At 56.5% G+C, this 14811-nt stretch carries 12 protein-coding genes; 10 read left to right on the forward strand and 2 right to left on the reverse strand.

All coding sequences use genetic code 11. From position 1 onward, the window contains the following. The first annotated feature begins 1 nt into the window (after window position 1). The 3 genes from FOV68_RS07810 (at window position 2) to FOV68_RS07820 (ending at window position 4569) form a co-directional block, all read left to right on the forward strand. Complete coding sequence (locus FOV68_RS07810; RefSeq protein ID WP_010254363.1) at window positions 2-1531, forward strand: efflux transporter outer membrane subunit; 1530 nt, start codon at window positions 2-4, stop codon at window positions 1529-1531. Window positions 1532-2396: 865 nt separating this feature from the next. Then, entirely contained in the window at window positions 2397-2798 is a 402-nt protein-coding gene (locus FOV68_RS07815; RefSeq protein ID WP_003850507.1) for an H-NS family nucleoid-associated regulatory protein, read from the forward strand. Window positions 2799-2976: 178 nt separating this feature from the next. Then, window positions 2977-4569: an ABC-F family ATPase gene (locus FOV68_RS07820; RefSeq protein WP_143990576.1), complete on the forward strand. Its 1593-nt coding sequence runs from the start codon at window positions 2977-2979 to the stop codon at window positions 4567-4569. Between the two features lie 90 nt (window positions 4570-4659). Here FOV68_RS07820 and moeB read toward each other — a convergent pair whose 3' ends face one another. Further along, window positions 4660-5418: a molybdopterin-synthase adenylyltransferase MoeB gene (gene moeB / locus FOV68_RS07825; protein ID WP_143990577.1), complete on the reverse strand. Its 759-nt coding sequence runs from the start codon at window positions 5416-5418 to the stop codon at window positions 4660-4662. Next, the gene (gene moeA / locus FOV68_RS07830) at window positions 5419-6654 is read right to left on the reverse strand and encodes a molybdopterin molybdotransferase MoeA (RefSeq protein WP_143990578.1); all 1236 of its coding nucleotides are present in this window, start codon (window positions 6652-6654) and stop codon (window positions 5419-5421) included. A gap of 256 nt (window positions 6655-6910) precedes the next feature. On the opposite strand from moeA, the gene FOV68_RS07835 reads away from it, so the two are divergent. The 7 genes from FOV68_RS07835 to FOV68_RS07865 all read left to right on the forward strand — a co-directional run bounded on the left by FOV68_RS07835 (window position 6911) and on the right by FOV68_RS07865 (window position 14802). Continuing rightward, window positions 6911-7870, forward strand: a complete 960-nt coding sequence (locus FOV68_RS07835) for an isoaspartyl peptidase/L-asparaginase family protein (protein WP_010254371.1) — start codon at window positions 6911-6913, stop codon at window positions 7868-7870. 9 nt (window positions 7871-7879) lie between these two features. Beyond that, a complete protein-coding gene (locus FOV68_RS07840; protein WP_143990579.1) occupies window positions 7880-9736 on the forward strand; it encodes a dipeptide ABC transporter ATP-binding protein in 1857 nt (618 codons plus the stop codon). A gap of 54 nt (window positions 9737-9790) precedes the next feature. Then, a complete protein-coding gene (gene gsiB, locus FOV68_RS07845) occupies window positions 9791-11326 on the forward strand; it encodes a glutathione ABC transporter substrate-binding protein GsiB (RefSeq protein ID WP_143990580.1) in 1536 nt (511 codons plus the stop codon). A gap of 46 nt (window positions 11327-11372) precedes the next feature. Then, window positions 11373-12302 carry a glutathione ABC transporter permease GsiC gene (gene gsiC / locus FOV68_RS07850; RefSeq protein WP_010254376.1) on the forward strand — a complete coding sequence of 310 codons (930 nt, stop codon included), beginning with the start codon at window positions 11373-11375 and terminating at the stop codon, window positions 12300-12302. Continuing rightward, complete coding sequence (gene gsiD, locus FOV68_RS07855) at window positions 12299-13204, forward strand: glutathione ABC transporter permease GsiD (protein WP_069025998.1); 906 nt, start codon at window positions 12299-12301, stop codon at window positions 13202-13204. Before gsiC ends, gsiD begins: the two co-directional genes overlap by 4 nt. After that, window positions 13201-13650: a DUF4385 domain-containing protein gene (locus FOV68_RS07860; RefSeq protein ID WP_069025999.1), complete on the forward strand. Its 450-nt coding sequence runs from the start codon at window positions 13201-13203 to the stop codon at window positions 13648-13650. Before gsiD ends, FOV68_RS07860 begins: the two co-directional genes overlap by 4 nt. Window positions 13651-14166: 516 nt before the next feature. Further along, window positions 14167-14802 carry a carbonic anhydrase gene (locus FOV68_RS07865; protein ID WP_010254395.1) on the forward strand — a complete coding sequence of 212 codons (636 nt, stop codon included), beginning with the start codon at window positions 14167-14169 and terminating at the stop codon, window positions 14800-14802. The last annotated feature ends 9 nt before the right edge of the window (window positions 14803-14811 follow it).

Below are 14811 nucleotides of genomic sequence, written 5' to 3' on the forward strand. Positions count from 1 at the left end.
CATGAAGGTTTTTTACTCTCATCGCCTGAAACCCCTGAGTTTACTGCTGGCCCTCGGGCTGGCGGGCTGCGCCGTCGGACCTGACTATCAGGCGCCGAAACCTGCCGTGCCGGGTGGTTACAACACTCTGGATTCGCAGGAGGCGTCAAAGCCACAAAATGCCGCGATTAATTCACGCTGGTGGCGCAGCTTCAATGATCCGCAACTCGACAGTCTGATTGAGCGGGCGATTGCGGGCAATCTGAGCCTGCAGCAGACGGTGCTGCGCATTGCCGGGGCACGTGAACAGCTGACGCAGGCGCAGGGCAGTCTGTTCCCCACCCTGGGCGGTTCAGCCAAAGTGACGCGCCAGCAGCTCGGGCTGGAAGGCTTGCTGAAATCCAATGGCGCAACCGATCAGCTCGACAGCAACGTTGCCAGCCAGCTCAATGGATTGACCCAGCCGGTTAACCTCTATCAGGGCAGCTTTGATGCCAGCTGGGAGCTGGACCTGTGGGGCAAAGTGCGCCGTCAGGTTGAGGCAGCTAATGCCCAGCAGCAGGCAGCGATAGAACAGCGCAATGATGCGCTGGTCTCACTGGAAGCCGAAGTGGCGCGTGCCTGGCTGCAGCTGCGCGGCGCGCAGAGCACGATTCAGACGCTGCAACAGCAGATTGAGGTGGCGCAGCAGACGACCGAGCTGACCCAAAGCCAGCAGCGTAATGGCCTGGCCCCGCTGACCGATGTGGAAAATGCGCGTGCCCAGCTCAGCACGCTGCAGGCGCAACTGCCGCAGTATCAGTCGCAGGCGCGGCAGGCGATGAATGGGTTAGCGGTGCTGCTCGGCAAGACACCGGGGGCGCTGGATGCTGAACTCAGTACGCCAAAAGCGTTACCCCCGCTGCCACAGTTTGTCCCGGTAGGCATTCCTTCTACGCTGGCACGTCGTCGTCCTGATATTCGTCAGGCTGAAGCGACGCTGCATGCACAAACCGCTGAGATTGGGGTTTCTGTCGCGCAGCTTTTCCCGAGCCTGTCACTGACCGGCCAGCTGGGCGTGCGCAACACCGATGTCAGCTATCTGGATAACTGGAGCAGCCATTTCTACAGTTATGGCCCGTCGTTATCGATTCCGATTTTCCAGGGCGGACAGCTGGTGTCGAGCGTGAAGTTAGCGCGGGCGCAGCAGGCCAGTGCCGCGCTGGATTATCGCCAGACGGTGCTGACGGCGTTGCAGGATGTGGAGAATGCGCTGGTCAGCTATCGCGCCGATCAGCAGCGAGTCACCGCGCTGGATGAGACAACCGGTGCGCTTCAGCGCGCCTTTGATCTCGCCAGCGACAGTTATCGCCAGGGGCTCTCGACCTTCCTGGAGGTGCTGGATGCGCAGCGTCAGCTGGCACAGGCAGAGGAGCAGGCGACACAGGCGCGGATGCAGAGTGCACTCGATTTAGTGGCGCTATATAAAGCGCTGGGCGGCGGCTGGGAGACTTACCAGAACGTGGACATGCCGCAATATCCGGTATTTGGCCCGGCCACGCAGGCTAACTAGTCATCCGGCGGTAGCTGCCTCTGCGCAGTTACCGCTTTATCTCTCCTCCGGCAGCGTTAAAACCGATGCTGCCTGTCTCTCCATGTTGTTCCCCATGATCTAACTCATTGAAAAAGAGAGCTTCTCAGCATCACTGTAACGGGTGCAGCCAGCAGAAAATAAAGCAGTAGTAAGCGCAGGGTTATTATCAGCGCCTCCGGCGAGCGATTATTTTTATGTTGCTGGCACTTTCCGCATTCAGGTTTTTGAGCTCTGTCACCTTTCTCAATTTATTTCTTTGATGCTTTTTTAAGGCAACTTACGACTGAACGAGTGGGGACGCGTGAGACTATTCAGTCATCCTGAGCCGGGCGGAACTGTTATTGCGCAGTTAAGCGATCTGCGAATAATCCGACTCTGCTATAAATTGCAGCGGCAAAAATGGTTAACAGGTGGTAAAGGGCATAATTAAAAAAACCACCAGAGCGTTAATTCTTTTGCGCTATTTAACGGTGCCGGGGGTGGCTTTTTAAGCATAATCTGTAAGCTGGTGTGACTGAGGTCACGAGCCGGCACATTTTTAATCTGTTATCCCGGGCCCGTAATCGTAAATAATGATGTGCACAGCCCGCATTTAGCGGATAGCGTTGACAGCCTTCTGCCGGGATAATCTGCCTGAAATCGTTTTCAACTCCTGAGTAAAAGTGCCATTTGTTGTTAATTCAGCGTTAATAAAAGGTCAGGTACGCCTGTTTTTAATAGCTCTGTTTCGGCTCAATTAATACTTAGGAATTATCTGTAGCGTAAAAATAATTTATTTTTTTATTTGAATTAGGTAGTCTTGGCGCTACAGTTTTATTAACCCCCCTTAATCAAGGACATTGTGATGAGTGACGCATTTAAGGTACTGAACAATATTCGCACATTACGTGCCCAGGCTCGTGAACTGCCACTGACCGATCTTGAAGAGATCCTGGAAAAATTAACGGTGGTTGTTACTGAGCGCCGTGAAGAAGCAGAAGCGGAAGAGACGCAGAATCGCGAAAAAGAAGAAAAGCTTTCTAAATATCGCGAAATGCTGCTGGCTGACGGTATCGATCCTAATGAATTATTAGGTGCACTGGAAAGCGGGAAAAAACGTACCAAGCGTGCGCCGCGTCCGGCTAAATATTCTTACACTGACGAAAATGGTGAGCAGAAATCCTGGACTGGCCAGGGCCGTACCCCGGCAGCGATTAAAAAAGCGCTGGATTCCGGTAAAAGCCTGGACAGTTTCCTGATCGATTGATCAACACAATCCTTGTAAGTGGGAGCCGGGGGGCCATCATGGCCTTCCGGCTTTTTTATTTCTGCCGGGATATCAATCACCCCGGAAGGAATCCACGGCTGACGCTGGCGTGCGCTGCGTCACATCTGGCATAATAGCCGCCGTTTTTTCATCCATTCTCTTCACAAAGGTCAATGCCGTGTTAGTTAGCAGCAATATCACCATGCAGTTTGGCAGCAAGCCACTGTTCGAAAATATCTCCGTTAAATTTGGCGGCGGTAATCGTTACGGTTTAATCGGTGCGAACGGCAGCGGAAAATCCACCTTCATGAAGATTTTGGGTGGCGATCTGGTGCCTTCAGACGGCAATGTTTCTTACGATCCCAACGAGCGCATCGGTAAGCTGCGTCAGGATCAGTTCGCCTTTGAACAATTTAGCGTACTGGACACCGTTATCATGGGTCACCATGAGTTATGGGAAGTGAAGCAGGAGCGCGACCGTATTTATTCTTTGCCAGAAATGAGCGAAGAAGAGGGGTATAAAGTCGGCGATCTTGAGGCACTTTACGGTGAGATGGACGGCTATAGCGCGGAGTCTCGTGCCGGTGAGTTATTACTCGGCGTCGGCATTCCGGTTGAGCAGCATTATGGCCCGATGAGCGAGATTGCGCCGGGCTTTAAATTACGTGTGCTGCTGGCGCAGGCGCTGTTTTCTAATCCCGATATTCTGTTACTCGACGAACCGACGAACAACCTGGACATCGATACTATTCGCTGGCTGGAGCAGGTGCTGAACGAGCGTGACAGCACCATGATTATCATTTCGCATGACCGTCACTTCCTTAATATGGTCTGTACGCACATGGCTGATTTGGATTATGGCGAGCTGCGGGTTTATTCCGGTAATTATGACGAATATATGACCGCGGCGACCCAGGCGCGTGAACGTCTGTTATCCGATAATGCCAAGAAAAAAGCGCAGATTGCCGACTTACAATCGTTCGTCAGTCGTTTTAGCGCCAACGCCTCTAAATCGCGTCAGGCGACATCACGCGCTAAGCAGATGGATAAAATTAAACTGGATGAAGTGAAAGCCTCCAGCCGTCAGAACCCGTTTATCCGCTTTGAGCAGGACAAGAAGTTGTTCCGTAATGCGCTTGAAGTGGAAGGTTTGACCAAAGGATTTGATAACGGTCCGCTGTTTAAGAATTTAAATCTGCTGCTGGAAGTGGGTGAGAAGCTGGCGGTGATCGGTGCCAACGGTATCGGTAAATCAACACTGCTGAAATCGCTGGTGGGTCAGCTGACGCCAGATAACGGCAGCGTTAAATGGTCAGAGAATGCGCGTATTGGTTATTATGCTCAGGATCACGCCGATGATTTTGCCAATGACCTGACGGTATTTGACTGGATGAGTCAGTGGAAACAGCCTGGCGATGATGAGCAGACCATTCGTGGTATTCTGGGTCGTCTGCTGTTTTCACAGGATGATATTAAGAAGCCGGCCAAAGTGCTTTCCGGTGGAGAGAAGGGTCGTATGCTGTTCGGTAAGCTGATGATGGAAAAACCGAACATTCTGATTATGGATGAGCCGACCAACCACCTCGATATGGAGTCGATTGAATCGCTCAATATGGCGCTGGAGATGTATGCAGGCACGCTGGTGTTTGTTTCACACGACCGTGAATTTGTCAGCTCGCTGGCAACCCGCGTGATAGAGCTGAAAGCAGACCGCGTGGTGGACTTCACCGGTAATTACGAAGATTACCTGCGGAGTCAGGGTATCGTCTGATTGAAATGGGGTGGCGCAGGCCACCCCGTTTTTTTTGGTGGTTTGTTGGTTCAGCACGTGCTTCAGGGAGCAGAGGCGTTCCTGCTGTCGCTACGCGCTACCACCACACACTTCACAGTGCGCATCCTGCGCCACCTTCATGCTGCGGAACTCCGCGCTCATCGCATCGTACATCAGCAACCGGCTGGTGGCGGGCGTGCCAAATGCCGTCAGCACTTTAATCGCTTCCATCGCCTGCATCGCACCAATCACGCCAACCAGCGGAGCCATGACGCCCGCTTCCACGCAACTCAGGGTTTGTTCCCCAAACAGGCGGCTGATGCAGCGATAGCAGGGTGTGCCGGGCTGCCAGTTGAATACGCTGATCTGACCTTCCATCCGAATCGCGGCGCCGGAGACCAGTGGCACCCGCAGCTGACGACAGAGCCGGTTAAGCTGCTCACGCACTGCAACGTTGTCAGTGCAGTCCAGAACCACCTGCTGCCGGGCGATCAGCGCCAGCAACGCTGCATCGTCCAGCTGTCCATTGACCGGATGCAGCTGGCAGTGCGGATTGATGGCGGCCAGGCTTTGTGCGGCGGAGTCCACTTTGGCACGACCAATGTCAGCATCGTGATGCAGGATCTGCCGTTGCAGGTTGGAGTGCGACACGGTATCGAAGTCGAGCAGCGTCAGGCTACCGACACCGGCAGCCGCCAGGTAGGGCGCAGCGGCGCAGCCGAGTCCGCCCAGCCCGACGATCAGCGCATGACTCGCTTTCAGCCGCTCCTGACCGTCGAAATCAAAGCCGCGCAATACAATCTGCCGGTTGTAGCGCAGCATCTCCTCATCGCTTAATTCAGGCAGCATTTACGCCTCCAGCAGGGCGTTGAACGGTTCCACCTCGACCCATTCGCCCGGTTCAACATTGCCACGATCCCGTTCCAGCACAATAAAACAGTTTGCCTGGGCGAAGGAGCTGAAGACGTGTGAACCCTGCATCCCTGTAGTCTCTACCTCCAGTTCACCCTGTGCATTCTGTCGCAGGATGCCGCGCTGGAAGTCCAGCCGGCCTGGTGACTTTTTCAGCCGCGAGGCGCAGCGCACTTTCTGACGTGGCGGCAATGCTGATTTTTGCTGGCCGGTGAGGGTGGCAAGCAGCGGCTGGACGAGCTGATAAAAGGTCACGGCGGCGGAGACCGGATTACCTGGCAGGCCGCAGAACCAGCTGCTGTTGAGGCGGCCAAAGGCAAATGGTTTGCCAGGCTTGATCGCCAGCTTCCAGAAGCTGATGGCACCAAGCTCTTCCAGCATCGTTTTGGTGAAGTCCGCTTCGCCCACCGAGACGCCGCCGGTAGTAATCACGACATCCGCCTGCCGATCGGCCTCGGTGAAAGCAGCACGCAGTGCGGCCAGGTCATCTTTGATGATGCCAAGGTCGATGACTTCGCAACCCAGCTTATGCAGCATCAGCGATACCGCAAAGCGGTTGGTATCGTAGATCTGGCCTTCGGCCAGCGGCTCGCCGACCGGCTGGAGTTCATCACCGGTGGAGAAGATAGCGACCCGCAGTTTTCGCAGCACGCTGACCTGCGCGATACCCAGTGAGGCGAGCAGTGGCAGCTCCGCCGCGCCCAGCCGCGTTCCCGCTTCCAGCACCACGGTGCCTGGCTGAATATCATCGCCGATGAGACGAATGTTCTGTCCGGGACGGACCGGCGCGGTGATCATAATCGCATCATCCTGTGTTTCGGTCTGCTCCTGCATTACTACTGCTTCACAGCCTGCGGGCACCGGCGCACCGGTCATGATGCGAATCACGCTGCCCTGCGGCCATTCACCGCTAAACGGTGCGCCGGCAAAGGCTTTACCCGCCACCGGCAGCGGCTGACCGCTACTGGCGTCTGCCAGCCTGACGGCGTAGCCATCCATCGCAGAGTTATCAAATGGTGGCACGGCAATCGGTGAAGTCACCGCTTTGGCGGTGATACGCCCGACCGCTTCGGCCAGCGGCACGCTAAGAGAGTCGGTGACGGGCGTCAGCTGTGACAGCATTTTTTGTTGTGCCTCCTCAAGGGAGATCAAGCCTGCAGTAAAACTTTCCATGGATATTCCAGCCTGGTTATCTCAGATGCTGCTTATTATGGTGGGAATTAGCCGCTGAGTCACATCGGTGTCGGCCTGACTTGCCTGTTGTTGTGACCAAAGTGAAATATGGCGGTAAGAAAAGGTTATAACCACAGGAACAGTTTCCGCTTTACAACACTTAGCAGGCTTTCTATAGTCAAAAATCACCAAAAATGGGTGAAAACCATTTTAAATCAGTGTTTTTCGTCCTGATGCAACCACAGGGTAGATCGTTATGGTCAATGCAGTGATCGCCATTCATGGAGGCGCCGGTGCCATTACGCGCTCAGCAATGAGCGCCGAAAAAGAGCAACTCTATCGTCAGGCGCTACACGATATTGTCACTCAGGGCCAGCAGATACTGGCTCAGGGCGGCAGCGCACTCGATGCGGTGACCGAAGCGGTGCGACTGCTGGAAGAGTGCCCGCTGTTTAACGCCGGTAAAGGTGCGGTCTTCACCCATCAGGGCACCCATGAACTCGATGCCTGCATCATGGATGGCCGCACGCTGGGTGCAGGAGCGGTCGCGGGCGTAACGCGGGTACGGAATCCGGTGCTGGCGGCACGTGCCGTGCTGGAACATAGCGAGCATGTCCTGTTTATCGGCGAGGGCGCAGAGCAGTTTGCTGAAGCGCACGGGCTGGAAACGGTCACGCCTGATTACTTCTCAACCCCGGAACGCTGGGAGCAGTTGCAACGCGCGCTGAACAGCGATACGGCAGTGCTGGACCATGATGGTGCTGCGCACAGCGACGACCCGCTCGACCCGGACCGTAAGTTTGGTACGGTGGGGGCCGTCGCGCTGGATCTTGAGGGCAACCTCGCGGCCGCCACGTCAACGGGCGGTATGACCAACAAGCAGGCCGGGCGGGTCGGCGACTCGCCGCTGCCAGGCGCGGGCTGTTACGCCAGTAACGACAGCGTGGCGGTCTCCTGTACCGGCACCGGAGAAGTCTTTATGCGGACGCTGGCGGCCTACGATGTGGCAGCGCAGATGCGCTACGCCGGGCGCTCGCTGCAGCAGGCCACAGTTAATGTCATTCATGACAGCGTGCTGGAGCTGGGCGGCAGCGGGGGGCTGATTGCCGTCGATCGCGCAGGCAACGTGGCGCTGCCGTTCAACAGCGAAGGGATGTATCGCGGTGTGGCGCGGGTTGGCGAAGTGGCAGACGTCGCTATCTATCGCGAAAGTTAAGGAGCAGAGATGAGCGACAGGCAAACGTTACCGCCGCTGGCCCCTGAGCAGGTCCTGGCGGTGCGCGATCTCAATGTGCGTTTTCAGCACGAAACCACCGTCACTGACGCGGTGCGTCATTTATCACTCGATCTGTTTCGCGGCGAAACGCTGGCGCTGGTGGGGGAGTCAGGCTCGGGGAAATCAGTGACCTCGCTGGCGCTGATGCGGCTGATTGAGCAGGCTGGCGGGAGGGTCAGCGGCGAGGTGCTGTTGCGGCGTCGCAACGGCGACGTGCTGGATCTGATGCGCGCCTCAAAAGGTCAGATGCGCCGGGTGCGCGGTGCGGATATGGCGATGATCTTCCAGGAGCCGATGACCTCGCTGAATCCGGTCTTCTCCGTGGGCGAGCAGATCGCGGAATCCATCCGTCTGCATCAGGGCCTGAGCCACGCTGGCGCGCTGGCCGAAGCGCGCCGGATGCTGGATCTGGTACGAATTCCCGATGCGCAAAAGGTGTTATCCCGCTTTCCGCATCAACTGTCGGGCGGGATGCGTCAGCGCGTGATGATCGCCATGGCGCTCTGCTGCAAACCGGCCCTGCTGATTGCCGATGAGCCGACCACCGCGCTCGACGTCACCATTCAGGCGCAGATTCTGCAGCTTATCCGCGTGCTGCAAAAAGAGATGCAGATGGGCGTGATTTTTATCACTCACGATATGGGCGTGGTGGCCGAAATGGCCGATCGGGTTCAGGTGATGTATCGCGGCGAAGTAGTAGAAAATGCCCCGGTAGCCAGGCTGTTCAGCGCCCCGCAGCAGCCCTATACCCAGGCGCTGCTGGCGGCGGTGCCAAAGCTCGGTTCGATGCAGGGCCAGCCCCTGCCAGCCAAATTTCCGTTGCTGCACAGCGATGCCGTTGATGACGTACCGCAGGATACGGTTCGCCGCCTGCAGCCACCCATTTTGCAGGTGCGCGATCTGGTCACCCGCTTTGATATTCGCGGCGGCCTGCTGAACCGCGTTAAAAGCCGGGTGCATGCCGTCGAAAAAGTCAGTTTTGATCTCTATGCCGGTGAGACACTGGCGCTGGTGGGGGAGTCTGGCTGTGGTAAATCGACCACCGGACGATCGCTGCTGAAGCTGGTTGCCAGTCAGGGTGGCACCCTGACGTTTGACGGGCAGCGGATAGACCATTTGTCGGGTGCCGCGCTGGCCCATCTGCGACGCGACATTCAGTTTATCTTCCAGGATCCCTACGCCTCGCTCGATCCCCGGCTGACGGTTGGCTTCTCCATTATGGAGCCGCTGCTGGTCCACAAGGCGATGCCGCGGCACGAGGCGGAGCAGCGAGTTGCCTGGCTGCTGGATAAAGTGGGTCTGCTGCCGGAACATGCTCAGCGCTATCCCCATGAATTTTCCGGCGGCCAGCGTCAGCGCATCTGTATAGCTCGCGCGCTGGCGCTTAATCCCAAAGTGGTGATCGCCGATGAGTCCGTCTCGGCGCTGGATGTGTCAATTCAGGCGCAGATAATTAATCTGATGCTCGACCTGCAGCGCGAGTTTGGCATCGCCTTCCTGTTTATTTCTCACGATATGGCGGTGGTGGAGCGTATCAGCCACCGCGTGGCGGTGATGTATCTCGGTCAGATTGTCGAGATGGGGCCGCGTCAGGCGGTGTTTGAGCAGCCTCAGCACCCTTACACCCGAAAACTCATGGCAGCGGTGCCGGTAGCCGATCCGGCTCACCGGCGTCGCGAACGAGCCTTACTGGTCGATGAGATCCCCAGCCCGATTCATGCGTTAGGGGATGAACCTGAAGTGGCGCCGCTGATGGAGGTGGCTCCGGGCCATTTCGTCGCCCGCCACGTTATCAGCGCGACCTGAACAGTGACGATGTCGCCCCGGCGACCAACCCGACAGGGATTACAGGAGAACAAGATGCAGATTACGATGCGTAAAGGGTTACTGGCGGCTGGCGTGTTAAGCAGCGCAATGGCATTGCCCGCCTGGGCAGCACAGGATGCGGTGATTGCCGTCGCGTCCAACTTCACCACTCTCGATCCCTATGACGCCAACGACACGCTGTCGCAGGCGGTCGCGAAATCCTTCTATCAGGGCCTGTTTGGCTTTGATAAAGAGATGAAGCTCACCAACGTGCTGGCTGAGAGCTATCAGGCCAGCGCCGACGGCCTGACCTACACCATCAAACTGCGTTCCGGGGTTAAATTCCAGGATGGCACTGACTTCAATGCGGATGCGGTAAAGGTCAACCTCGATCGCGCCAGCAACCCGGATAACCATCTCAAGCGCTACAACCTGTTTAAACATATCGCCAGCACCGAAGTGGTGGATCCGACTACGGTAAAAGTAACGCTGAAAGAGCCGTTCTCCGCCTTTATCAACATTCTGGCCCATCCGGCGGCGGCGATGATTTCGCCCACCGCGCTGAAAAAATATGGCAAAGAGATCGGTTTCCATCCGGTAGGAACCGGCCCGTTTGTGTTTGAAACCTGGAACCAGACCGATTTTGTTAAGGTGAAGAAGTGGGACGGCTACTGGAAGCGGGGCTATCCGAAGCTGGACAGCATTACCTGGCGACCGGTGGTGGATAACAATACCCGCGCGGCGATGCTGCAGACCGGCGAAGCGAACTTTGCTTTCCCGGTGCCCTATGAGCAGGCAAAACTGCTGGAGAAGAACAGCAAGCTTGCAGTGGTAACCACGCCATCGATTATGCAGCGTTACATCAGCCTTAATGTCACTCAGAAGCCGTTCGACAATCCAAAGGTGCGTGAAGCGCTGGAATATGCCATTAACCGTCAGGCGCTGGCGAAAGTGGCGTTCTCCGGTTACGCCACGCCTGCTACCGGCATCGTGCCGCCCACCATCGACTTCGCTCAGACCTATCCGGCCATCAGCTACGATCCGGCCAAAGCAAAAGCCCTGCTGAAAGAGGCGGGTTACCCGAACGGGTTTGAAACCACGCTCTGGTCCTCACACAACCACAGCACCGCGCAGAAAGTGTTGCAGTTCACCCAGCAGCAGCTGGCGCAGGTTGGCGTGAAAGTTAAAGTTACGGCGATGGATGCGGGTCAGCGTGCCGCTGAAGTAGAAGGCAAGGGCCAGAAAGAGAGCGGCGTGCGCATGTTCTACACCGGCTGGTCCGCCTCAACCGGCGAAGCGGACTGGGCACTGACGCCACTGTTTGCTACTACGGCCTGGCCACCGGCGATCTTCAATACCGCGTTTTACAGCAATCCTAAGGTCGATAAAGATCTGGCAGATGCGCTGAAAACCACCGACCGTGCTGAGAAAGCGCGTCTCTATAAAGATGCGCAGGATACCATCTGGCAGGATCACCCGTGGATCCCACTGGTGGTTGAGCAGCTGGTTTCTGCCAACAGCAAAAACCTCAGCGGTTTTTATGTGATGCCCGATACCTCATTCAATTTCGATGAGGCAACTCTGAAGTAACGGAGCCGGCCAGCCCGTGAGGCTGGCCGCAGCTGCAGGATGTTGCATGTTTAACTATTTTCTCAAACGACTCTTTGGGCTGATCCCCACGCTGCTGATTGTGGCGGTGCTGGTGTTCCTGTTTGTTCACCTGCTGCCGGGCGACCCGGCGCGTCTGATCGCCGGGCCGGAAGCCGATGCCTCGGTGGTGGCGCTGGTGCGTCAGGAGCTGGGACTCGACCTGCCGCTGCCGCAGCAGTTCTGGCACTTTATGCTGAATGCACTGCAGGGCGATTTCGGCCAGTCGATGGTCTCGAAGCGGCCGGTCGCGGAGGAGATCGCCTCACGCTTTATGCCAACTTTGTGGCTGACGCTGGTCAGCATGATCTGGGCAGTGATTTTTGGCATGGCAATCGGCATCGTTTCCGCTGTCTGGCGCAATCGCTGGCCCGATCGACTGGGGATGACCCTGGCGGTGTCGGGCATTTCGTTTCCCGCCTTTGCGCTGGGCATGCTGCTGATGCAGGTCTTCTCGGTGGAGCTGGGATGGCTGCCAACCGTCGGTGCAGAGAGCTGGAAACATTACATTCTGCCCTCCATCACCCTGGGCGCGGCGGTAGCGGCGGTGATGGCGCGCTTTACCCGCGCCTCATTCGTGGAGGTGATGCAGGAAGATTATATGCGGACCGCCCGGGCCAAAGGGGTGCGCGAGTCGCTGGTGGTGGTGAAGCATGGCCTGCGCAACGCCATGATCCCGGTGGTGACGATGATGGGGCTGCAGTTTGGTTTCCTGCTGGGCGGATCGATCGTGGTCGAGGTGGTGTTTAACTGGCCGGGCCTGGGGCGACTGCTGGTCGATTCCGTGGCGATGCGCGACTACCCGGTTATTCAGGCGGAAGTTTTGCTGTTTTCACTGGAGTTTATTCTGATCAACCTGTTTGTCGACATGCTCTATGCGGTGATTAATCCCGCTATTCGCTTTAAGGAGTCGCGATGAAAAACTGGCGACGCGAAGCGGCACTGAAAACGATGCCGCTGATTGCGGAGAATCGGGTGCGAACGCCGTGGCGTGAATTCTGGCGGCGTTTCAGAGGACAGCCGGTAGCGCTGCTGGCCGGGCTGTTTGTGCTGGTACTGATTGTGCTGGCGGTTATCGCCCCGTGGATTGCGCCATTCGACGCAGAGAACTACTACGATTATGACCGGCTCAACGAAGGCCCCTCGCTGATGCATCTGTTTGGCGTCGATTCGCTGGGGCGCGACATCTTCAGTCGGGTGCTGGTCGGCACGCGTATTTCCCTGATTGCGGGCTTCTTTTCGGTAGTGATCGGCGCGCTGATCGGCACATTCTTTGGTCTGTTAGCCGGCTATTACGAAGGCTGGTGGGACCGCATCACCATGCGCATTTGTGATGTGCTGTTTGCCTTTCCCGGCATTCTGCTGGCGATTGCGGTGGTGGCGATTATGGGCAGCGGTATGAGTAATGTGATTGTGGCGGTCGCTATCTTCAGTATCCCGGCGTTTGCCCGGCTGGTTCGCGGCAATACGCTGGTGCTGAAGCATCAGACCTATATTGAGTCGGCACGCAGTATTGGCGCTTCTGACTGGACTATCCTGATGCGGCATATCCTGCCCGGCACGGTATCGCCGATTGTGGTCTATTTTACCATGCGGGTCGGTACCTCAATCATTACCGCGGCCAGCCTGTCGTTTCTGGGACTAGGAGCGCAACCGCCTACGCCGGAGTGGGGTGCAATGCTGAATGAGGCGCGGGCCGACATGGTTATCGCGCCTCACGTGGCGATTTTCCCCAGCCTGGCCATCTTCCTCACCGTTCTGGCATTTAATTTACTCGGAGACGGGCTGCGCGACGCACTTGATCCTAAACTAAAGAGATGAAACCTTTCGATTATGATCAGGACTTCAGCACTATCGACTTCCGCCAGCACCCCGAGCTTTATCAGGTCGGGCGTGGCGAGCAGGGCGTGCTGATGGTCGAGCCTTATAAAGGCGAAATACTGCCACACTGGCGTTTTCGTACCGTTCCCATTGCTGAAGAGTCGGCTGAGAAAATCATGGCGCTGTTTGAGGAGTATCGGCGCAAGGACGATTTTGTCGGCATGGATATGGCGCGCAAATTTATTCAGATGGGGTATACCCGCGCGCGCCGTTACAGCAACCATAAGGGCGGACGCAAATATGACGCGGATGGCAAGGAGCTGCCGCGCGGCGTCAACGAGGAAAAAGCCGCGGCGGCGGCTATTTTCAAAGGTTACTGGGACAAACTTCGTGCAGATGAGGACTATCTGCGACGTAAAAAAGCGCATCAGCAGCAGTATGGTTAAGCGTTAACGCTGCTCTCCCGGCAGCCGCTACCCCCTGCTGCCGGGGTTGTTTTAGTGAACCCGTCCTGCTCAATCTTATCCCTCATTTCTTGCCTGCAACGGCTCTGGCGCAGCGCCCGTGCTGCCAGACGCACAACCGTTTCGCCACGCCCTCAAACCCCATCTCCCGCCACGCTTGCCAGATAAGGTCAGACAGCAGCAGAAGAGAAACCTTTTCTGCTGGCGAGCCGGAGGCGTAAAGTAGTGAAAAAACGCGTAAAAGCCGATCCACGGCACAGGCAAAAAAACGGGCGGTTCAAAGCGTGCTTTTTCCAATAACTTCCCGTGCTATAAAAAGAAATTGGCTGCGGAGCCTCTGACTGGCGGACAAGCGAAACGCTGACAGTGGGCGCTGTTTAAAGCATCCGGTAAAACGCGGGTTGATATTCACTTGTTTTCATTAATAATAAACGGGCAAACCCCACTGAGGGGGCTATGCCCCTCAGGTAATGAAATGGATAATGTGAGAGCTAAATAATGAAAGAGATCATCAACGGATTTCTGAATTTCCAGCAGAATGTGTTTCCTGAAAGGAAGGATCTTTTCAAAAGCCTGGCATCAAATCAAAATCCGAAAGCGCTGTTCATCTCCTGTTCAGATAGCCGTCTGGTGCCTGAACTGGTGACGCAGCAGGAGCCAGGAGAGCTGTTCGTTATCCGCAATGCGGGCAACATCGTTCCCTCATTCGGCCCGGAGCCAGGCGGTGTCTCCGCCACTATCGAATATGCGGTGGTCGCGCTGGGCGTCTCCGACATCATCATCTGTGGTCACTCTAACTGTGGTGCCATGAACGCCATCGCCTCCTGCGCCTGCATGGATACCATGCCTGCGGTTGAGCACTGGCTGCGCTATGCCGATGCGGCAAAAGCGGTGGTTGAGCAGCGTGAGTATGACTCACCAGAGAAGAAGCTGAACGAGATGGTCAAAGAGAACGTCATCGCCCAGCTGAACAACATGAAAACCCATCCTTCCGTCTCCGTCGCGCTGCGTAACGGTAAGCTGCGTCTGCACGGCTGGGTTTACGATATCGAAAGCGGCACCATTATGGCGCTGACCCAGGGGGGCAAACAGTTCATCACCCTGTCTGAGAATCCTGATACCTGCTTTGAGTAATATTTTTCG

Source organism: Pantoea sp. paga (genome assembly GCF_007558755.1).
GTDB classification, from domain to species: domain Bacteria; phylum Pseudomonadota; class Gammaproteobacteria; order Enterobacterales; family Enterobacteriaceae; genus Pantoea; species Pantoea agglomerans.